The 19,480-nt window shown below is 64.3% G+C and carries 16 protein-coding genes and 1 tRNA gene; 9 read left to right on the top strand and 8 right to left on the bottom strand.

Going from position 1 to position 19,480, the window contains the following annotated elements:
- Positions 1–9: 9 nt before the first annotated feature.
- Positions 10–85, bottom strand: a tRNA-Ala gene (locus tag ACOOFN_RS06030).
- An 83-nt stretch (positions 86–168) separates the two neighbouring features.
- Positions 169–615, bottom strand: a complete 447-nt coding sequence (locus tag ACOOFN_RS06025; protein ID WP_420434687.1) for a TIGR02300 family protein — start codon at positions 613–615, stop codon at positions 169–171.
- Between the two features lie 144 nt (positions 616–759).
- Between ACOOFN_RS06025 and aroA the strand changes: the two genes are divergently transcribed.
- The 9 genes from aroA (at position 760) to ACOOFN_RS05980 (ending at position 10,131) form a co-directional block, all read left to right on the top strand.
- The gene (gene aroA / locus ACOOFN_RS06020; protein WP_420434685.1) at positions 760–2,106 is read left to right on the top strand and encodes a 3-phosphoshikimate 1-carboxyvinyltransferase; all 1,347 of its coding nucleotides are present in this window, start codon (positions 760–762) and stop codon (positions 2,104–2,106) included.
- Positions 2,103–2,741 (top strand): (d)CMP kinase, encoded by a 639-nt coding sequence (cmk, locus tag ACOOFN_RS06015; protein WP_420434683.1) that lies wholly within the window; start codon positions 2,103–2,105, stop codon positions 2,739–2,741. Before aroA ends, cmk begins: the two co-directional genes overlap by 4 nt.
- Positions 2,742–2,932: 191 nt before the next feature.
- Positions 2,933–4,846 (top strand): 30S ribosomal protein S1, encoded by a 1,914-nt coding sequence (gene rpsA, locus ACOOFN_RS06010; protein WP_420434681.1) that lies wholly within the window; start codon positions 2,933–2,935, stop codon positions 4,844–4,846.
- Positions 4,847–4,975: 129 nt separating this feature from the next.
- Positions 4,976–5,263, top strand: coding sequence for an integration host factor subunit beta (locus tag ACOOFN_RS06005; protein ID WP_420434679.1), 288 nt, complete (start codon positions 4,976–4,978; stop codon positions 5,261–5,263).
- 15 nt (positions 5,264–5,278) lie between these two features.
- Positions 5,279–5,920 carry a phosphoribosylanthranilate isomerase gene (locus ACOOFN_RS06000; RefSeq protein ID WP_420434677.1) on the top strand — a complete coding sequence of 214 codons (642 nt, stop codon included), beginning with the start codon at positions 5,279–5,281 and terminating at the stop codon, positions 5,918–5,920.
- Positions 5,917–7,131, top strand: coding sequence for a tryptophan synthase subunit beta (gene trpB / locus ACOOFN_RS05995; RefSeq protein WP_420434675.1), 1,215 nt, complete (start codon positions 5,917–5,919; stop codon positions 7,129–7,131). Before ACOOFN_RS06000 ends, trpB begins: the two co-directional genes overlap by 4 nt.
- The gene (gene trpA, locus ACOOFN_RS05990) at positions 7,128–7,913 is read left to right on the top strand and encodes a tryptophan synthase subunit alpha (protein ID WP_420434673.1); all 786 of its coding nucleotides are present in this window, start codon (positions 7,128–7,130) and stop codon (positions 7,911–7,913) included. The genes trpB and trpA overlap by 4 nt, the downstream gene beginning before the upstream one ends.
- Before the next feature lie 12 nt (positions 7,914–7,925).
- Positions 7,926–8,828 (top strand): acetyl-CoA carboxylase, carboxyltransferase subunit beta, encoded by a 903-nt coding sequence (gene accD, locus ACOOFN_RS05985; protein ID WP_420434671.1) that lies wholly within the window; start codon positions 7,926–7,928, stop codon positions 8,826–8,828.
- The gene (locus tag ACOOFN_RS05980) at positions 8,815–10,131 is read left to right on the top strand and encodes a bifunctional folylpolyglutamate synthase/dihydrofolate synthase (RefSeq protein WP_420434669.1); all 1,317 of its coding nucleotides are present in this window, start codon (positions 8,815–8,817) and stop codon (positions 10,129–10,131) included. The genes accD and ACOOFN_RS05980 overlap by 14 nt, the downstream gene beginning before the upstream one ends.
- 55 nt (positions 10,132–10,186) lie before the next feature.
- Here ACOOFN_RS05980 and trxA read toward each other — a convergent pair whose 3' ends face one another.
- The 6 genes from trxA to tsaE all read right to left on the bottom strand — a co-directional run bounded on the left by trxA (position 10,187) and on the right by tsaE (position 19,411).
- Positions 10,187–10,522 (bottom strand): thioredoxin TrxA, encoded by a 336-nt coding sequence (gene trxA, locus ACOOFN_RS05975; RefSeq protein ID WP_420434667.1) that lies wholly within the window; start codon positions 10,520–10,522, stop codon positions 10,187–10,189.
- A 77-nt stretch (positions 10,523–10,599) separates the two neighbouring features.
- Positions 10,600–14,160 (bottom strand): UvrD-helicase domain-containing protein, encoded by a 3,561-nt coding sequence (locus tag ACOOFN_RS05970; RefSeq protein WP_420434665.1) that lies wholly within the window; start codon positions 14,158–14,160, stop codon positions 10,600–10,602.
- Positions 14,157–17,165, bottom strand: a complete 3,009-nt coding sequence (locus tag ACOOFN_RS05965; RefSeq protein WP_420434663.1) for a PD-(D/E)XK nuclease family protein — start codon at positions 17,163–17,165, stop codon at positions 14,157–14,159. The genes ACOOFN_RS05970 and ACOOFN_RS05965 overlap by 4 nt, the downstream gene beginning before the upstream one ends.
- Positions 17,162–17,872, bottom strand: coding sequence for a nucleotidyltransferase family protein (locus ACOOFN_RS05960; RefSeq protein ID WP_420434661.1), 711 nt, complete (start codon positions 17,870–17,872; stop codon positions 17,162–17,164). Before ACOOFN_RS05960 ends, ACOOFN_RS05965 begins: the two co-directional genes overlap by 4 nt.
- Positions 17,869–18,963 carry an aminoglycoside phosphotransferase family protein gene (locus tag ACOOFN_RS05955; protein WP_420434659.1) on the bottom strand — a complete coding sequence of 365 codons (1,095 nt, stop codon included), beginning with the start codon at positions 18,961–18,963 and terminating at the stop codon, positions 17,869–17,871. Before ACOOFN_RS05955 ends, ACOOFN_RS05960 begins: the two co-directional genes overlap by 4 nt.
- The gene (gene tsaE, locus ACOOFN_RS05950) at positions 18,956–19,411 is read right to left on the bottom strand and encodes a tRNA (adenosine(37)-N6)-threonylcarbamoyltransferase complex ATPase subunit type 1 TsaE (RefSeq protein WP_420434657.1); all 456 of its coding nucleotides are present in this window, start codon (positions 19,409–19,411) and stop codon (positions 18,956–18,958) included. The genes ACOOFN_RS05955 and tsaE overlap by 8 nt, the downstream gene beginning before the upstream one ends.
- Positions 19,412–19,480 lie beyond the last annotated feature (69 nt).

Genomic DNA, 19,480 nt, shown 5'->3' with positions numbered 1-19,480 from the left:
GGTTTTATCTGGTGGAGCTAGGCGGAATCGAACCGCCGACCTCTTGAATGCCATTCAAGCGCTCTCCCAACTGAGCTATAGCCCCGAACCTTATTCGCGCCCCTGGGGCGGCGCGAGGCGCGGAAACTAGTCAAAGCCCGCGCCCTGATCAAGCGGCTTTAGCGCCCCTTAATCATCATCGTCTTCTTCGCCGGCAATGCCGAAATCATCGTCGTCTTCATCATCGTCCAGAAGCACGCCGTCATCGCTGTCATCGTCGATCTCGAGACCGTCCTCGTCGAAACCTTCCGGCAGGTCCTCATCGTCGGAATCATCATCGTCATCGTCGTCATCATCAGACGCGGCGATCGGCGCGACGGCTTCCTCGTCGATTTCGGGGACGATTTCTGCTTCCTCGTCCTCATCTTCGTCGTCGTCTGCCTCTTTCTTGTCAGCCTGGCTGGACTTGGCGGTCGACTTCTCCGGCGCAGGTGCCTTGACTTCCACCGGCGCGAGGGCTTCCGGCGTGAATTTATGGTCGCACTTCGGGCAGTGCGCCGGATCCTTGTTCAGATCGTAGAATTTGGCGCTGCATTCCGGGCAAATGCGCTTTTCACCAAGGTCGGGTTTGGCCATGACGGTCCCCATCGGCAATATCTCGGGCTCCGGCTGTAATGATCGCGGCCCGTTCGGCAGTGATTACGGCGCGCGTCGTTGCCACGTTCCCCGCCTCCTGTCAAAAGCCTATGTCTGCTGTTCGGTGAAATGTCCATCCCATCCATGACCAACACGCCCTCGCCATCGCCGATTCATGCCCGCGCATCGCGTACGCAACCGCTTTCAGGGGCGTTTTCGGCGCCCGGCGACAAGTCGGTATCACACCGCGCGCTCATTCTTGGCGCGCTGGCTTCCGGCCGGACCCGGATCACCGGCTTGCTGCAATCCGCCGATGTCTTGGCCACCGCCGGAGCCATGCAGGCACTGGGCGCCGATATCGGTCGCCTGGAAAGCGATCCCGACATCTGGACAGTGAGCGGTGGTGCCGCCCGATGGACCGTACCGGGCGAGGCACTCGATTTCGGAAATTCCGGAACCGGCGCACGCTTGAGCATGGGCGCCGTTGCCGGCACCGGCCTGACCGCACGCTTCACCGGTGATGACAGCCTCTCGTCAAGGCCCATGCGGCGAATTCTCGATCCGTTGGCCGCGATGGGTGCCAGGGCCGTTTCAAGCGACGGCCGCCTGCCGGTCACGCTCGAGGGCGGACAGCTTCACGCCATAGATTACATCCCGCCTGTCGCATCGGCACAGGTGAAATCCGCCATTCTGCTTGCCGGCCTCGGTGCGGCGGGTGAAACGATCGTCCGGGAAGGCCGCCTGACCCGCGACCACACCGAGAAAATGCTTCGCCTGTTCGGCGCCGAGATTGACGTGGAATTGCAATCGGGGGGCGGGGCCACCATCCGTTTGCCAGGGCCGCAATCGCTCACCGCGACGGATATCGCGGTTCCCGGGGACCCGTCTTCTGCTGCCTTTGCAACGGTCGCGGCTCTGATCCGCCCAGCATCCGCCATCACAGTACACAATGTCATGACCAATCCTGCCAGGACCGGCCTCTACCGGGTCCTTGAACGCATGGGCGCAATAATCGACCTGACGGCGACCGGAATGGCCGCTGGCGAGACAATCGCCCGCCTTGAAGTTACCGCGTCCGATCTGCGGGCCATCGACCTCGAACCTGAAATTGCGCCCGATCTGATAGATGAATACCCTGTCCTGGCCGTGGCCTGTGCCTTTGCAGACGGCGTCTCCCGTCTGCGCGGTCTCGCCGAGCTGCGAGCCAAGGAGAGCGACCGCCTGGCCGCCACTTGCGATCTCCTGCAGGTCAATGGCGTCGAAGCTGAAATCGAGGGCGATGACTTGATCATCAAGGGGGCAGCCGGGGTTCGCGGCGGTGGGCAGATCAACACCCATGGCGACCATCGCATCGCGATGGCAGCCCTGGTTCTGGGCACGGCAGCAGAACGCCCCGTTACCGTCGATCAGGCGGACATGATCGCTACCAGCTATCCGGACTTCATCGGGGATATGAAGCGGCTCGGCGCCATGATAGAGGCGCTGTCATGATTATTGCCGTTGATGGAACTCTCGCGTCTGGAAAAGGCACGGTCGCGCGCGGCCTTGCGCAACGCTTTGGCCTGGCGCACCTCGATACCGGCGCGCTCTATCGTGCCGTCGCCGTCAGCTTGCTCGAGTCCGGCACGGACCCTGCCGAAACGGACGCTGCGGAACAGGCGGCCGCGACGCTGGATCCCTCCACCATCGATGAAGCCGCGATACGGACCGCAAAAGCCGGTGCTGCCGCGTCGGTCGTGGCCGCTCAGCCGAAAGTGCGTGCCGCTCTGTTTGCGCTTCAGAGGCGGTTTGCCGAGCAGGACGGGGGCGCCGTGCTCGATGGCCGCGATATCGGAACCGTGGTGTGTCCCGATGCCGACGTGAAATTCTATATCGATGCCGATCCCGGTGTTCGGGCCGAGCGCCGCTGGCGCGAACTGGTGGCACGCGGCGACGCGACCAGCCTCGAAGAGGTGCGCCGCCAGCTCGAGGAACGCGACCGCCGCGACGCCTCACGTGAATCCGCGCCACTGATGCGCGCGGCGGATGCCATCTTGCTGGATACGACTCATTTGAGTATAGACGCGACGCTCGCCGAGGCCGTCCGCATCATCGAGAACAAGACGGGCGCCACGCCGCGCAACTAGCCGGACTTCCTGCTCGTTCGGGTCCTGTTGGTGGGACTCCCCGCCCATTGGGTCTTCGATGTCAGGCCGTCCATTGTTCAACCCGCCGCCGCAGGGCGGCACAGAGCGTATGAAATAGGCCGACAAGGCAAGACCGCCGGAGCCAACCGGCAGGCCGGAATATCGTTTCATACCCGGAGTTCCTCCAACCCATGTCCGATACCCAAACCCAAGCCCCTTCCCGCGATGATTTCGCCGCGATGCTGGAAGCCAGCTTCGCTGGCCAGGACCTCGCCGAGGGCACTGTCGTCAAGGGCCGCGTCACCGCGGTCGAAAATGATTTCGTCACCGTCGATGTCGGTCTGAAGACCGAAGGCCGGATCCCGTTGCGGGAATTCACCGGCCCGGGCTCGACCGCTCCAGCCGTCGGTGATGAAGTAGAAGTTTACCTCGAGCGCATCGAGAATGCGCTCGGTGATGCCGTTATCTCGCGCGACAAGGCGCGCCGCGAGGAAAGCTGGGATCGCCTCGAGAAAGCCTTCGGCACGAAGGATCCGGTCAATGGCGCGATCGTTGGCCGCGTGAAGGGCGGCTTCACGGTCGACCTCGGCGGTGCGTCCGCCTTCCTGCCGGGTTCGCAGGTCGATATCCGTCCGGTCCGCGATGTCGGCCCGCTGATGAATATCGAACAGCCGTTCGCCATCCTGAAAATGGACCGCCCGCGCGGCAATATCGTCGTCTCGCGCCGCGCCGTGCTCGAGGAATCGCGCGCCGAACAGCGCGCCGAGCTGGTCGGTCAGCTGGCCGAAGGCGAAGCACGCGAAGGCGTTGTCAAGAACATCACCGATTACGGTGCATTCGTTGATCTCGGCGGCATTGACGGCCTCCTGCACGTCACCGACATGTCGTGGAGCCGCGTCGGCCACCCGTCCGAGGTTGTCGAGGTCGGTCAGACCGTCAAGGTCCAGATCATCCGCATCAATCCGGAGACCCAACGCATCTCGCTCGGCATGAAACAGCTGATGTCGGATCCGTGGGAAGGCATTGCCGCGAAATACCCGGTCAACGCCACGTTCAAGGGCCGCGTCACGAATATCGCCGAATACGGTGCCTTCGTGGAGCTGGAGCCGGGCGTCGAAGGCCTGGTCCACGTCTCGGAAATGTCCTGGACCAAGAAGAATGTCCATCCGGGCAAGATCGTCTCCACCTCCGAGGAAGTGGAAGTCATGGTGCTCGATGTGGACAGCGACAAGCGCCGCATCTCGCTCGGCATCAAGCAGACCCAGGGCAATCCGTGGGATCGGCTGGCCGAGAAGCACCCGATCGGCTCGACCGTCGAAGGCGAAGTCAAGAACATCACCGAATTCGGTCTCTTCGTCGGCATCGACGACGACATCGACGGCATGGTTCACTTGTCCGACATCGACTGGAACAAGTCCGGCGATGCTGCGGTTCAGGACTTCAACAAGGGCGACATCGTCAAGGCCAAGGTCCTCGACATTGACGTCGACAAGGAGCGTGTCTCGCTCGGCATCAAGCAGCTTGGTGGCGATCCGATGGATGAAAGCGGCGTCCGCCGGGGTCAGACCCTGACGGTCACGGTGAGTGAAATCACGTCCGGCGGCATCGAGGTCACCTTCGGCGACGACAACACGATGAAGTCCTTCATCCGCAAGTCCGACCTGTCGCGCGACCGCGATGAGCAACGTCCTGAACGCTTTGCGGTCGGCGACAAGATCGACGCCAAGGTCACCAATATCGACAAGTCGTCGCGTCGGGTTTCGCTGTCCATCAAGGCGCTGCAGATCGCCGAGGAAAAAGAAGCGGTCGAACAGTATGGCTCGTCCGACTCGGGCGCGTCCCTGGGCGACATTCTCGGTGCAGCCCTGCAGCAGCAGGAGCCGAAATCGACCGATCGCAAGCCTTCTGACGAGACCGCCACGGGCTCCGAAGAAGCTGACGAGAAGGTCGAGGAAAAAGTCGAGGAAGCATCCGACGATGTCGATTTCGACAAGATGACCAAGGCTCAACTGGTGGAATACGCCGAAGCCAATGGCATCGACATCGTGAAATCGGCCAAGGTTGCCGAAGTACGCGAAGCCGTGAAAGCGGGCGCCGGAAAATAGTCTGGCCAGCGTTTTCGCCACAGTGAAAGGCCGGGCGCACACGCGCCCGGCCTTTTCTTGTGATCTTCCATTGACTCAAAGGCTTAGGGTGGCGCAACGTATCGGCTCACAGCATGAGGGGAGACGTCCATGATCAAGTCGGAACTCATTGCCAGGCTGGCCGAGGAAAATCCGAACTTGTTCCAGCGGGATGTCGAGCGGGTCGTCAATGCGATCTTTGACGAGATCGGCGATGCGCTGGCCGAGGGGAACCGGGTTGAACTTCGCGGTTTTGGCGCGTTTTCCGTGCGTCATCGGATGGCGCGAGAAGGCCGCAATCCGCGCACCGGGGCCACCGTTTCGGTAAAGGATAAATACGTTCCCTTCTTCAAGACCGGCAAGGAATTGCGCGAACGCGTCGACGCCTCCGCCAAATAAACTATCTGCCCTGTCATGACTGACATCAAATTCTGCGGCCTGCGCACGCAAGACGATGTGCTGCAAGCCGCACGGCTCGGCGCGCGCTGGGCCGGCTTCGTGCATTTCGCGCCGTCGCCGCGCCATATCGAACCGGATCACGCCGCAGAGTTCTTCCGAGCTGCGAAGGGCAATCTGGAATCCGTTTCCGTGACCGTGAATGCTGACCTCGCCTTGCTCGAGGAGATCGCGCGTTCGCTCGCACCCGACTGGATCCAGCTGCATGGCAACGAGACCCCCGAACAGGTGATCGCTGCGCGGGGCTTCGCCCGCAATGGTATCATCAAGGCGCTGCCGGTCGCCGAAGCCGCCGATCTCGAGGCTGCCGCGGCGTTTGACGGCGTCGCCGACATGATCCTGTTCGATGCCAGGCCACCGGCCGGTGCGGACCGGCCCGGCGGCTGGGGCGAAAAATATGATTATGCGCTGCTGAAACAGCTGAATATCGACACGCCCTGGCTCTTGTCCGGCGGGCTCACAGCGGACAATGTCCGCGCCGCCGTTGCGGTGTCGGGTGCTTTTGCCGTGGATGTCTCGTCAGGCATAGAGCGTGCGCCGGGCGACAAGTCGGAAAACAGGATGAAAGCGTTCACGGACGCGTTGACGGAACAGTCATGACCACCAAGCCTAACGCCTTCTCGCAATATCCCGATGCCAATGGCCGGTTCGGCGAATTCGGTGGCCGCTATGTCGCCGAAACCCTGATGCCGAACATTCTTGCGCTGGAAAAAGCCTATGAAGCGGCCAGGGCCGACCCGGCCTTTACCGCCGAGTTCGAGGATTTCTCGAAACATTATGTCGGCCGGCCCAGCCCCTTGTATTTCGCCGAACGTTTGACCGAAGCCTTTGGCGGCGCACAGATCTGGCTCAAGCGCGACGAGCTCAACCACACCGGCGCACACAAGATCAACAACTGCCTTGGCCAGGTCCTGCTCGCCAGGCGCATGGGCAAGACCCGCATTATCGCCGAGACCGGGGCCGGCCAGCATGGCGTGGCCACCGCCACCGTTGCCGCGCGCTTCGGCCTGCCCTGCGAGGTTTTCATGGGCGCAACGGACGTCGAGCGCCAGGCGCCCAATGTCTTCCGGATGAAGCTCCTCGGCGCCAGCGTCCATGCCGTCACCTCCGGGCGCGGCACGCTGAAGGATGCCATGAATGAGGCGCTCCGCGATTGGGTGACTTATCCCGACGAGACCTTTTACGTCATCGGAACGGTTGCCGGCCCCCACCCCTATCCGGCCATGGTCCGCGATTTCCAGTCGGTGATCGGCCGTGAAGCCCGCGAACAAATGCTGGAGCGCATCGGCAGATTGCCGGACGCGGCCGTCGCCTGCATTGGCGGGGGCTCCAACGCGATGGGCTTGTTCCATCCCTTCCTCGAGGATGAAAGCGTCCGCCTGATCGGCGTCGAAGCTGCTGGCAAGGGGCTCGACACGCCCGATCACGCGGCCAGCCTCAATGGTGGCGAGCCGGGCATTCTTCATGGCAACCGGACTTATCTCCTGCAGGACGACGACGGCCAGATCATCGAGGGCCATTCCATTTCCGCCGGGCTCGACTATCCCGGCATCGGTCCGGAACACGCCTTCCTGCACGATGTGAAGCGCGCCGAATACGTCTCTGCGACCGACGACGAGGCGCTGGAGATGTTCCAGCTCTGCTCGAAGCTCGAAGGCATCATTCCAGCGCTTGAACCCGCCCATGCGCTGGCCCGCGTCCGCGATCTCGCGGCAGAGCTCGGGCCCGACGGGGTCATCCTGATGAATATGTGCGGCAGGGGTGACAAGGACGTGCCGCAAGTGGCGAGGATGCTGGGGGTGGAATCGTGAACCGCCTCACCTCCACCTTCGCAGAACTCAAGTCTGAAAAGCGTCCCGGTTTCGTCGCCTACATCATGGCCGGCGATGGCGACACGGAAACCCTGCTCGACGCGCTCCCCGCGGCCGGCGCCGATGTCATCGAACTCGGCATGCCCTTTACCGACCCGATGGCGGATGGGCCCGCCATCCAGGCCGCCGCGCTACGCGCGCTGGACAAGGGCATGACACTCAAGGGTACGCTCGCGCTCGCAAGGGCTTTCCGCGAGAAACACCCGGATACGCCGCTCGTCCTTATGGGCTATGCCAATCCGGTGCATCATTTCGGGTTTGCGAATTTCGCCAGGGCCGCTGCCGAGGCTGGCATTGACGGCCTCATCTGCGTCGATCTTCCGCCGGAAGAAGATACCGAGCTTCGCGAAGCGCTGGCTGATGAGAGTATTTCCATCATCCGGCTGGCAACGCCGACCACGGATGACGACCGGCTGAAGGCCGTCACCGAAGGCTCGTCCGGCTTCGTCTATTATGTCTCCACGACCGGTGTCACGGGAATGGGACGCGGCGCTGTGACCGATGTCGCCGATGCGGTGAAGCGCGTGCAGGCGGCTTCCGGCCTGCCTGTGGCGGTCGGCTTTGGCGTCAGGACGCCGGATCAAGCTGCCGAGATCGCTGCAGGCGGTGCAGATGCCGTGGTCGTCGGCAGCGCGATTGTGAGCGCAAACCATGACGGCGGCACGCAAAGTGCGTTAGAATTGGTGCGGACCTTGTCGGCAGCGGTGCACGCTGCGTCATAGAACAGGATTGCCATGAGCTGGCTGGAACGTCTCACCCCCCCGGGTGTCTCGAAAATGTTTTCCAAGCGGGACACGCCGGAAAACCTCTGGATGAAATGTCCGATCTCCGGAGAGATGGTCTTCCACAAGGACCTCGAGGCTGGGCTCTTCGTGACGCCGGCCGGCCATCACATGCGGATCGGCCCGGAACACCGTTTCAAATTCACTTTCGACGGCGACTGGACGACGCTGGACACACCTGAAGTTCCCAAGGATCCGCTGAAGTTCAAGGACGATAAGACCTACACGTCCCGCCTGTCCGCGGCCCGCAAGAAGACCGGCCGCGAAGATGCCATGGCGATCGGCCAGGGTGCCGTCGGCGGTGTGCCGACGACGGTTCTGGTGCAGGACTTCGCCTTCATGGGCGGCTCGCTCGGCATGGCAGCCGGGGAAGCGTTCATCACCGCCGCCGAGGCGGCCTTGAAGGACCGCACACCATTGATCGCTTTCACCGCGGCTGGCGGTGCGCGCATGCAGGAGGGCTGCCTGTCACTGATGCAGATGCCGCGCACCACGCTTGCCATCCAGGAACTCAATGAAGCCGGCCTGCCCTATATCGTCGTCTTGACCGACCCGACCACCGGCGGCGTGACGGCATCCTACGCGATGCTGGGTGACATCCACATTGCCGAGCCCGGCGCGATGATCGGATTTGCCGGCCGCCGCGTGATCGAGCAGACCATTCGTGAAAAACTCCCCAACGATTTCCAGACCGCCGAATACGTCCTCGAAAAGGGCATGATTGACCGCGTTGTGCATCGCCGCGATCTGCGCGCCGTACTTGGCCGCATGCTGCGCACGTTGATGAAGCGCGGGGGCTCTACAACACCAGCACTGCGTACCGCCACGGCCCTGGCCGACCATGCCGAAAAGTGATGCGTTGCAGCCGGTTCTCGACCGGCTCGCCGCTCTTCATCCGAAGAAGATCGACCTGTCGCTGGGTCGCCTCGAGGCCTTGCTCGAAAAGCTCGGCCGGCCACAGGACCGCCTGCCACCGGTCATCCATGTCGCCGGCACGAACGGCAAGGGTTCCGTTTGCGCCTACTTGCGGGCCATGGCCGAAGCGGCCGGTGACCGCGTCCATGTTTATACGTCACCGCATCTTGTCCGCTTCAACGAGCGCATCGTGCTCGCCGGCGAGATCGTCGATGATGCGCGGCTGACCGCAGCCTTCGCGCGTTGCGAAGCGGCCAATCAAGACGCCCCCATTACCTTTTTCGAGATCACGACGGCGGCGGCCCTGCTGCTGTTCGCCGAAACGCCGGCAGACCGCCTGATCCTGGAAGTCGGTCTTGGCGGACGGTTCGATGCAACCAATGTCATCGCCAAGCCGCAAGTGACGGTCATCACGCCGGTCAGTCTCGATCATGCGGAATTCCTCGGCACCGACATTGCCGGCATTGCTGGCGAGAAGGCGGGCATCCTCAAGACCGGTATTCCCGCCATTATCGGTCCGCAGCGCCCGGAAGCCGAGGACCGCATCACCGCTATTGCCAATGCCATTGGCGCCCCGGCGCGCTTGTGGGACCGGGACTACCGGGCGTGGAGCGAGCAGGGCCGGCTTGTCTACGAGGAAGAGAGCCTGCTCTGGGATCTGCCGCGCCCCGCGCTGAAGGGTGAGCACCAGATCGTGAATGCCGGCATTGCCGTCGCCGCGGCCCGCGCGGCCGGGATTGACGAGCCTGCCGTACGCGAAGGGCTCGAGGCGGCGCGCTGGCCGGCACGGCTGCAACGCCTCGCGTCCGGGCCGGTCGTCGAAGCGGCAGGCGAAGCTGAAGTCTGGCTCGATGGCGGTCACAATGCAGCAGCAGGTCAGGCCCTGGCCCGCGCCATGGCCGATCTCGAAGCGCGCGCGCCGCGCCCACTCGTTCTCATCTGTGCCATGTCACCCAACAAGGATGCCGTGGCCTTTCTCTCGCCGTTTGCTGGACTGGCCCGCCGAGTCCAGGCGATTTCCTTTTCCGGTGGCCGCGACGGGTCGCACCTTCCGTCAAGGCTTGCAGAAGCCGCCGTGGAAGCTGGCCTTGTCGCCGAAACCGATACCGACCTCTATTCTGCCATCGCCGATGCGATCCGCGACGAACCTGCGCCGCGAATCCTGATCTGCGGCTCGCTATACCTCGCCGGGGAGGTGCTGGGCCTCAATTCCGGTATCACGCCGCACAGGACCAGCGGCTAACGAAAAAGGGCCCGCCTGCTGGCGAGCCCTTCATCAACTTGCATGAAGACCGGATCTAGGCCGCCGCTGACACCAGCGTTTCCTTGATCCATTCCTCGATCTTGCCCTTGGCCATGGCGCCGATCTTCGTCGAGGCGACATCGCCGCCGCGGAAGATCATCAGGGTCGGAATGCCGCGTACGCCATATTTGGACGGCGTCATCGGGTTTTCGTCGATATTGACCTTGGCGATCGTGATTTCGTCCGACATCTCGCTGGCGAGATCTTCCAGCGCCGGCCCGATCTGCTTGCAGGGGCCGCACCATTCAGCCCAGAAGTCCACAAGGACTGGCTTGTCGGCTTTCAAAACATCGTTTTCGAACGAGTCATCGCTGACCGCTATGGTCGACATCGCTACTCTCCTTATTGTTGTCGGATTCCACAGCGCGAAATCCGGTTGCCGTCACCTAGGAAGTGAGGTCGCCAGCGTCAAGCTTTCACTCCCGAAGCGAGAGCGGCCGAGAGCGCGGCATCTTCCAGTTCCATCAGCCGCGGACCGTCGGTCCAGACCAGTGCACAGCGCACAATCCGGTCCGGGTGGATCGCCCGCAGAAGCGCCTGATAGGCGGCCATCTGGGCCAGATAAAGGCGTGGCACATCGGATAATCGGGTCGGGGGTGGCCGGTTGGTCTTGTAGTCGACGATCAGAACTTCGTGATCGGTTACCACGAGGCGGTCGACCTGGCCGTTGAGCACGAGACCCTCCGGCAGGCCGGGCGCGGTCCCGGTCAGGGACACTTCAGCCAGGCTGTCAGGACCGAACAGCGCGGCGAAGGCGGGATTCGCCAGTACCGCCAGGGTTTCACGCACGATTTCCGACAGCGTTTTGTCATCCAGGTCGGGCTGGATTGCGAGATAGGCTTCGGCCGCGCCTTCACGGCGTTCTTCGGGCAGATCTGGCAGTGTTTCCAGCAGCTTGTGAATGAGCGAGCCGCGCCGGTAGCGATGCCGGCCATCCGCCGCGAGCGGGGACAGGACCGGCCCTTCATCACCGTCTGCTAGATGCGATGGCGCGACGGTCCGCGATGACCGCACCTCGTCCTGCGCCGCCTGCAGCGCCCAATCGGGCAGGACTATGTCCTCGAGCGCTGCCTTGGCGGGGCCAAGCTTTTTCGGCTGTGAGCCGCGCTGGCGGCCGGCCAAGATGCAGCCGTCAGCATCAAGCACGGGCGTCTCGCACGCCCGCCAACCGTCGCCCTGCCAGAGTGTGTCCAGGCGGTCGTACCAGCTGCGATCATCGACGCGACCTGGCGCGCCAAATCGCTTCCAGCCGCAGACCAGCAACCGGTCACTGGCCCGAGTGAGCGCGACATAGAGCAGGCGCGCGCTTTCCCCCTCGGCGCGGCGTTCGTCTTCCTCCGCGAGCAATTGCGACAGCTCCGGCTGAATATGGCCGAACGGCGCCCAGACGAGCCCGAACCGGTTGTCAAAATACAGGCTTCGCTCGGCGCGTAGCCGGGCTTTTGTGGTCGTGTCGGGAAGGATGACAATCGGTGCTTCCAGGCCTTTCGAGCCATGCACGGTCATCACCCGCACTTCGCCACGGCCTTCGTCCATCTCGCGTTTGACCTGCCCTTCGCCGGCGTTCAGCTCCGCGATGAAACCCGGCAGCGAAGCCGTGGATTTCTGCTCGAAAGCCAGGGCCCGGGCGAGAAACTCCTCGACCGGATCGCGCGCTTCCTCGCCCAGCCGGGACAGCATGCGCTTCTGCCGTGTTTCGCCTGTCGCCGAACGCTCGTTGAGAAAATCGGCGAAGAATCCGTAGACTCCAGCCGTCTCGATGCGATTGCGGGCGCGAACCAGCGCGTCCCTGGCCTCCGCGAAGGCCGGATCGGCACTGTTTCGCAAAGCCTCCCACAAGGCGCCTTTTCGCTTGTGCGCCAGCGTGTACAGCGTCTCTTCGTCGATCGGCGCGGCAGCATCGGCTGGATCGAAGAACGGTGTCTTGAGGATTTCCGCCAGCTTGAGATCGTCCAGCGGATTGAGCGCCACTTCGGCCAGACAGACAAGGTCCTGGACCGCCAGCTCCTCGGTCAGAACCATGCGGTCGGCGCCGGCAACAGGAACCCCGAGCTGTTTCAACCGCCGGATCAGTTCGCGGAAGAAGCCGGAGCGCCGCGTGACCAGCACCATGATGTCCTTCGGTTCCGCCGGGCGGAGCTCGTGGGTTTCCTCGTCATGAACGGCATCGCCATCATCGAGGATGCGGCGGATTTCCTGAGCGACGAGCAACGCCAGCTTGTGGCTCGGGCTCATGGCGCTCTCGCGATCGATCGGTGCGGTCGGGTCCGGCTTGTCATCGCTGGCGATCCGCGGCACGGCGGGCCACAATTCGACCAGCCCGGGGCGCGCCTCCCAGGCGGCCTGGTGTGTCTGGTAGCGTTCAAAGGCTTCCAGCGCAGGCGAGAATGTAGTGGATTCTATATCCGGGGGCGCGACGAACTTGTTTTCCGGGGCGCGCGGAACGGCCTTGATCTCACCCAGCAGGCGCTCGGGCTCGAACGCGGCATCGACGGCGTCGAGGATGACGCGCGAGGATCGGAAGGAGACCGAAAGCGCCGGCATTTCGAATGCCTGCCCGGCATTCCGCGATTGCAGGCGGACCCGCGCGCCCCATTCCAGGAAGCGCTTGGGCTCGGCGCCCTGGAAGGAATAGATCGACTGTTTCTCATCACCGACGGTGAAAACAGTCTTCGGTTCCGCGCGTTCAATGCCGGATCCGGCGAAGAATTCCTCCACCAGCGCCCCGATCAACCGCCATTGCTCGGGAGCATTGTCCTGCGCCTCGTCAACGAGGACATGGTCTATGCCGGCATCGAGCTTGTAGCGGACCCAGTCGCGCGCCTCGGCGTCCTCCAGCAAGCTCACCGAAAAGGCGATCAAGTCGGAATAATCCAGCCGCCGCCGCGCGCGCAGCGCCGCCTCGTACCGGCGGGTGAAATCGGCGCCTATGGTGTTGGCTGCTTCCGAGGCTTCCGCCATCTCGGCGGCGGCCACCTGTCGCCGCAGATCATCAAGACGCGCCGCCTCGCGTGTCAGGAGACCGTCAATGGCCGGCGCCGCATCTTTGATTGCCTTCGTGCAGAAGGTTTTCCTTAAATCGCCTTTTTGGGTGAAGTAGACGCCGGAAATGGTTTCGAGCGCCAGCACGGGGTCGGTCGAGGCAAGGGCGGTACGGATGAGTTCCGCCGCCTTCTGGTCCGTCTTTCCGCCCGTCTGCAGCGTTAATGCGGCGGATTCCAGCGCCGCATGCGGCGCTTCGATCCAACCGCTCTCGCATAGCCCGGCCGCAGTGACGGTTTCCGCCACCCCCAGCTCCGCGCGCAGATCCCGAACCAGCCCGTCTTCTCCCTGCTTCAATAGGGTCCGGCCGAACTCGAGCCTGTTTCCGGTCGCCATGCGCACGATCAGGTCGAAACTGTCGACCCCGCGGGCATAGACCGTTTCCAGCGCCGCATGCAGGCGTTTGTCGGTCTGGGCGGACAGCAGCAGGTCGCGCCGCGCTCCGGCCGCGATGGCGCGCGCTTCGGAATCGTCGGCGATATCGAAACCCGGCGGCAGCCCCGCTTCGAGCGGAAAACGCTGCAGCAGCGATTGGCAGAAGGCGTGAATGGTCTGAACCGCCAGGCCACCGGGTGTTTCCAATGCGCGGGCGAACAGTTTCCGGGCCTGGGTAAGGTCATCGGCGGAATAGTCCCGCCCGTCGTCATTGTAGAGCCTGTTGAGCCGGCCGCGCAGGCTTTCATCGTCCGCGATCGACCAGTCGCCGAGTGTCTGGAAAAGCCGCGATTTCATCTCTCCTGCGGCGGCCTTGGTGTAGGTCAGGCACAGAATCTTGTCCGGCGCCGAGCCACTCAGCAACAGCCGGGCGACGCGGTTGACGAGCACCCGTGTCTTGCCGGATCCGGCATTGGCCTCGACATGAATGTGATGATCTGGCCGGGCCGCCAGCGTCTGTTGTTCGGTCGCGTGATCGATGGCGGGCGTCATGACGCACCGCCCTGATCGTCCTCGGCGGACGACCATTCGGCGCGCCGCGCCAGCCGGTCATAATCACCCCAATCGTTTTCGTACTGGGCGAAGATCTGCGAGCGGTAGGGCATGTCCGCAACCGCGTACCGCGTGACGAGCTTGCGCAGGATCTCCGAGTACTCGAAGACCAGTTGATCAGTCGGTTTCGCGCTGCGGCCTTCATTGACCCGCTTTTCCTCGCCGGCTGTGCGGCCACCACTCAGCCGCACATAGATGAGATCGCCTGGCTCGGCAGGGTCCATGCCGATGAATGCACCGTCACGCACCATCGCCGCCTCCAGCGGCGCTTGCGGTTCGAACCCGGCGGCAGTGGCCGCTGGAGACGGCGTACGCCCGGTCTTGTAGTCGAGAATGTCGACACGGTGATCGGCACGAACGTCCAGCCGGTCTGCTTTGCCGCGCAGGACGAAACCGGTCCCGGCGACATCCCATTCCCCGCGGCATTCCAGAGCGGCCGGCTGGGTTCCGGCCTCACGGCGCTTCGTCTCCCAGTCCAGAAACCAGCGCGCCAGGCGCTCGAAGCGGATCATCTCCGGCACCAGCTCGGCTTCGTCCACACCGGCATCGATTGCCGCATCCCGGCCCAGTTTCAGCAGATCGCGCAGCGCATTCTCTGGCAACGGGCCGGGGCCGCATTGCTTGAGAAACACTTCCAGCGCGCGGTGAATGGCGGTGCCGCGCTCGGCGGCCTGCGTGTCCTGATCGAGACCGTCTGTGGGCCGTAGACCCAGAATGCGCCGGGCATAGATCGAATACGGGTCACGGATCCAGTTCCGCACCTCGGTGACGGACAGGGTGCGGGGACGCTCGCTGACCGGCGGGCAGGGGCAGGGCTCGCTGGCAGGATCTGGAACCGGTGTATGGTCGAGCGCGCGCGCCAGCCCGAGATAATCCGTGCCTGGCTTGAGGGCATTGTCGGCAGCTGCGCCAAGCGCCCCGCGTGCCAGTGTTTTCAGGCGCCACAGCCAGCGCGAGGCAACGGCAGGCGCGCCGTCCTGCCGTTCCGAGCGGGTCAGGATCGCTTCCGGTGCGGAAGCAAGCTGTGCAAAATCGTGGGCGGCTAGGCCCAGCCGCTTCTCGCGCGGCGGCAGTCCCGCTTCCGCCCGCATGCCCCGGGACATCCAGGGGTCGAGCCCCAACGCTGCTGGCCAGACGCCTTCATTGAGCCCGGCCAGGATCACCCGGTCAGCCGACAACAGCCGCGCTTCGATCGGTCCCAGAAGGCGCAGCCGCGGATGCACGTCTCCGCGCGGCCGCACGGGCCGGCTGCGCGCCAGCGTGTCGTAGAGCTCGCCATAGGCGGTGAGCGACAGCGCCGGCAGCACATCGGACTCCGATATCAGTTCGCGCATCAGAGTCGCGGCGGCCTCGCCGTCTTCCTGGCGCCAGAGCCGCATGGCACCGGGTTGCCGGTCATCCTCTGCGAGCGCTTCGGCGATCGCGGCATGCTGGCGGGCCCAGTCCGCAACAGGGCGGTCCGCCGAATCGAGTTTTTCAAGCTGATGGGTCAGCCGCGACAGGAGCTGACGATCCTCATCATGCTGCAATCGCCCCATTACTGCCGCGAAGGCTCGCCCCGGACGGGCGCCGCGCAGAGCCAGGTCGATACGGTCCAGCTGCCGCTTCAAGGCCGGCCGGTCCTCGCCCAGCGCGAACAGCGGAGACGCCCACAGCGCGGCTAGCGGCTTTGTGGCCCCGGGATCGAGGGCGGCATTGAGGATAAGCCGCAGGAAACTGCCCGCCGGTGTTTGCAACAGGGGACGGCCTGCGGAATCGTCCAGCGCCACGCCATAACCGCGCATGGCCGACAGGACCCGGTCCGCGATGCCGCGATCCGGTGTCACCACCATCGCCGTCTTTCCGGGCGTCTCCAGCGTCTCGCGCAGCGCCAACGCAATCGCGCGGGCCTCCATTTCAGGCGTCGGTGCCTCGATCACCGACAATCCGGCAAATCCGCTGTCGAGAAATCCCTCGCCGCGGCCCTTCTCCAGCCCGTCGATCCGTTTCAACCAGTCGCCGGTCTCCTCCGCTGGCCGCAACGCTTCGGCCAGGATGCGCTGGCGTCCAAGCGCCGCGCGGTTGGCCGCCTGTCCCGGCCAGTCGGCGACTTTGTCGCGGGGCAGATTGATCCGCTTGAGAAAGGCCTGCATCGCCTGCTGTGGATGTTGGTCGTCGGATTCCAGCGCCGCCCACGCCTTGTCGTCGAGATCGCGGTCGAGGCCCGGCAAGACAACCGCGCCTTGCGGCAGATGCGCAATCGCCGACATCAGATCGGCCGCCGCCGGAATGGATCCGGTGGATCCCGCCGCAATCACCGGTCCCGGTGGCGGCGTTTCCCGCCAGCGGTCCGCCAGCGCGGCGAGCAGGGTCGATCGGCGCTGTGCCGGGTCGGTAAAGCCCAGTTCGGCCAGTCGTCGCGGCCAATAGGTCAAGACAATCGAAACGAAATCGGCGGATTCGCGCAGATGCGCCGGCAACAGCGACCGCAGGGTTTCACCGAGGGCGGTTACATCGCCGGTCTCTTCTGTCTCCAGATCGTCAATCAGCGCGGCCAGCGGGCCCGCCAGTGCAATCGCGCCGGACGGGTGCATGTCGCCAGATTGCGCCTTGTCCTTCTCGAGGATCAGGCGCGCCAGTTCGAACGTGCGCCGCACCGGATTGATCGCCTCCGGCGCGATCCCCGCGAGCTCGCCCGGCTCGAACGGCGGATCATCGGCGTCGACATCGCCGATCGGCCGGATCAGAGGCAGGAGCGTCGCCTGTTGACCGTCGTCGAGCCGGGTAAAGGCCGCCGCCAATGCGCGTCCGGCCCGCCGCGTGGGGGTCAAAACCGTCACCCTGGCCAGCGATTCCGGCGTTTGGCCGAATTCCGCCTTCAGAGTTCCTGCGAGAAGTTGCAGAAAATCGGCCTGCGGGGGCGTTGTGAAGACGCGCGGCGCTGGCGTGTCGAAAATGCGGCTCATCCCAGTTTGCGTTCGGCGGCATCGCGGGCATCGGGATCGCCCACATGCATCCAGAACGCCTCCATGACCTGCCCGGAAACACGGCCGCGGACCAGGAGGTCGTTCCAGATCCGGTTCAGCGAAAACCGCTCCTCGCGATATGCGTCCAGGATGCGCGGGTTCAGGATTTGCGTGCCGGAATATACGAAAGGCGCGGTCGCCGCCTCGCCCCGCCGCCGGACACGGCCATCCGCATCCAGGAAAAAATCCCCGGCACCGCCATAGCCGAGCGTATTCCCGGCGGGTGCCAGCAGCAATAACGCATCCATTTGTTCCGAGTCGAAGGCGGCGATCAGGCGGTCCAGCTGGGGGACGCCGGACTCGGTCCAGATCGCGTCGATATTGGATACGACAACCGGCGTTTTGCCGAGCAGCCCGCGCGCCTTAACCAGCCCCCCGCCGGTCTCGAGTACCGCGTCACTCTCATCCGATATCGCAATCTCCGGCGCACCTTTGCGCGCCGCGAGGTGAGCTCGCATCTGATCGGCGAAATGGTGGACATTGACGACGGCGCGCTTGATCCCGCTCATGGCAAACCGGTCCAGCACATGGTCGAGCAATGGCCGGTCGCCGACCTCGACCAGCGCTTTCGGGCGGGTCAGCGTCAGCGGTTGCATCCGCGTGCCGAGCCCGGCCGCCAGTGCCATGCCTGTCCTGATGGAGGTCATTGCCGCGCGATTGCCTCGATTTCGGGGGCCAGATCATGGATCAGCCGCCGCACCTCCGAAAGGGCGGGGTGCGAGATATCTGTGAGGAAATGGCGTGCCACCCGCGGCAGCAGATCAAGGTATTTCGGCTTGCCGTCGCGCATGGCGAGACGCACGAAAATGCCGAGGATCTTCGCATTGCGCTGCCCGCCAAGCACGGCGTAGGCGGCGTCGAAGGCATCCCGGTCCGAGAGGTGCGATGCACGAACGAACCGGTCCTTCATTGCCAGCTGCAGATCGCGCGGCACATCGCGTCGTGCATCTTCAAGCAATGAGACAAGATCGTAGGCCGGGTGCGCGAACAACGCGTCCTGATAGTCGATCAACCCGGTCCGGGCGGAACCCTGCCGGTCCGGCAGCCAGATCAAATTCTCGGCGTGATAGTCGCGCAGTGCGAGCCCCGGCACGTCCGTCGCCAGCGACTCGAAAGACGTCGACCAGACACGCGTCCAGTCGGCGCGCTCGGATGTACCGACCGTGCGGCCCAGATGGCGCTCCACAAACCAGTCCAGCAAAAGCGCGGCCTCCGCAAGCATTGCGGGTGGATCATAGTCCATGACCTGCCAATGGCCGCCTTGCGCAGTGAGCTCGCCAGGGAAGCTCGATCGGTAGATTGCCGCCAGCGTGTCGACGGCATGCGCGTAAAGCCCGGCCTCGTCGGCTCCGCGAGGTATGGCCCGTGCAAACAGGTCATCGCCAAGGTCTTCGAGCAGGAGAAGGCCGGCCGGCAGGTCGGCCGCAAACATGCGCGGCGCCGAGAAGCCGCGCTCCGTCAGCGCCTCCGTCAGACCGGCAAAAGCCGCAAGATTGGGTCCGGCCAGTCTTGCCAGGGCGTTATAGCCAAGCTTCTCGCGCTCTTCCGGGCTCGCATCCGGCGGACAGGCTGGCGCTTCGGCCTGTGCAGGCGCATTCATCAGGACGGCGGTCTCATCACCACGGAACAGTCGCCGGTAGCTGCGCGTCGACGCATCTCCGGGAAAAGCCACTTGCTCGGCCGCCCCCCAGCCCGCCTGGCGCAGGAATTCCGCGATCTCCGCATCACGATCAGACATTGTCCAGCCGGCCTCCCCATTCGCCAACCGCAACAATATCGGCGATTCGGGCGCCGCCGTCCGCCATTAGGTGAAGATCGATCCGGCGTTCCGGCAGATGGCCACCCAACCGGTCAGGCCATTCGATCAGGCAGATCGCGCTGTCGAACGCCTCGTCGAGACCAAGCTCGACGAGCTCGCCCTCATCCTCGATGCGGTAGAGATCGGCATGCACCAGCCAGGCGCCGGCCCGCGTGTCATAATGCTGCATCAGCGTGTAAGTGGGGCTGGGCACCTCGTCGACATCGCACAGCGCGGCAATCAGCCCGCGTGCCAGCGTTGTCTTGCCGGCTCCGAGCTCGCCGTGCAGCAGCACGATATCGCCCGGATGCAGCACGGCACCGAGCCGCGCACCCAGGGCTTCGGTTGCATCAGGATCGGGCAGGGCAATCGGGTCGCGGCGGGACATGATCCCGGATTAGTGATCCCGGCGGCGCCCGGCAAGCGTCCATGCCTTGACTTTCGGGGCTTCAACCGC

This window comes from Hyphobacterium sp., from assembly GCF_965217055.1.
Classification (GTDB): domain Bacteria; phylum Pseudomonadota; class Alphaproteobacteria; order Caulobacterales; family Maricaulaceae; genus Hyphobacterium.
The sequence above is the reverse complement of the archived record's forward strand: the minus strand, read 5'-3'. Positions and strand labels throughout refer to the sequence as shown.

Excerpts from the sequence above, each read along its gene's own strand:
- ACOOFN_RS06025 (WP_420434687.1), bottom strand. The coding sequence starts at position 615 with ATGGCCAAACCCGACCTTGGTGAAAAGCGCATTTGCCCGGAATGCAGC.
- aroA (WP_420434685.1), top strand. The coding sequence starts at position 760 with ATGACCAACACGCCCTCGCCATCGCCGATTCATGCCCGCGCATCGCGT.
- cmk (WP_420434683.1), top strand. The coding sequence starts at position 2,103 with ATGATTATTGCCGTTGATGGAACTCTCGCGTCTGGAAAAGGCACGGTC.
- rpsA (WP_420434681.1), top strand. The coding sequence starts at position 2,933 with ATGTCCGATACCCAAACCCAAGCCCCTTCCCGCGATGATTTCGCCGCG.
- ACOOFN_RS06005 (WP_420434679.1), top strand. The coding sequence starts at position 4,976 with ATGATCAAGTCGGAACTCATTGCCAGGCTGGCCGAGGAAAATCCGAAC.
- ACOOFN_RS06000 (WP_420434677.1), top strand. The coding sequence starts at position 5,279 with ATGACTGACATCAAATTCTGCGGCCTGCGCACGCAAGACGATGTGCTG.
- trpB (WP_420434675.1), top strand. The coding sequence starts at position 5,917 with ATGACCACCAAGCCTAACGCCTTCTCGCAATATCCCGATGCCAATGGC.
- accD (WP_420434671.1), top strand. The coding sequence starts at position 7,926 with ATGAGCTGGCTGGAACGTCTCACCCCCCCGGGTGTCTCGAAAATGTTT.
- ACOOFN_RS05980 (WP_420434669.1), top strand. The coding sequence starts at position 8,815 with ATGCCGAAAAGTGATGCGTTGCAGCCGGTTCTCGACCGGCTCGCCGCT.
- trxA (WP_420434667.1), bottom strand. The coding sequence starts at position 10,522 with ATGTCGACCATAGCGGTCAGCGATGACTCGTTCGAAAACGATGTTTTG.
- ACOOFN_RS05970 (WP_420434665.1), bottom strand. The coding sequence starts at position 14,160 with ATGACGCCCGCCATCGATCACGCGACCGAACAACAGACGCTGGCGGCC.
- ACOOFN_RS05965 (WP_420434663.1), bottom strand. The coding sequence starts at position 17,165 with ATGAGCCGCATTTTCGACACGCCAGCGCCGCGCGTCTTCACAACGCCC.
- ACOOFN_RS05960 (WP_420434661.1), bottom strand. The coding sequence starts at position 17,872 with ATGACCTCCATCAGGACAGGCATGGCACTGGCGGCCGGGCTCGGCACG.
- ACOOFN_RS05955 (WP_420434659.1), bottom strand. The coding sequence starts at position 18,963 with ATGTCTGATCGTGATGCGGAGATCGCGGAATTCCTGCGCCAGGCGGGC.
- tsaE (WP_420434657.1), bottom strand. The coding sequence starts at position 19,411 with ATGTCCCGCCGCGACCCGATTGCCCTGCCCGATCCTGATGCAACCGAA.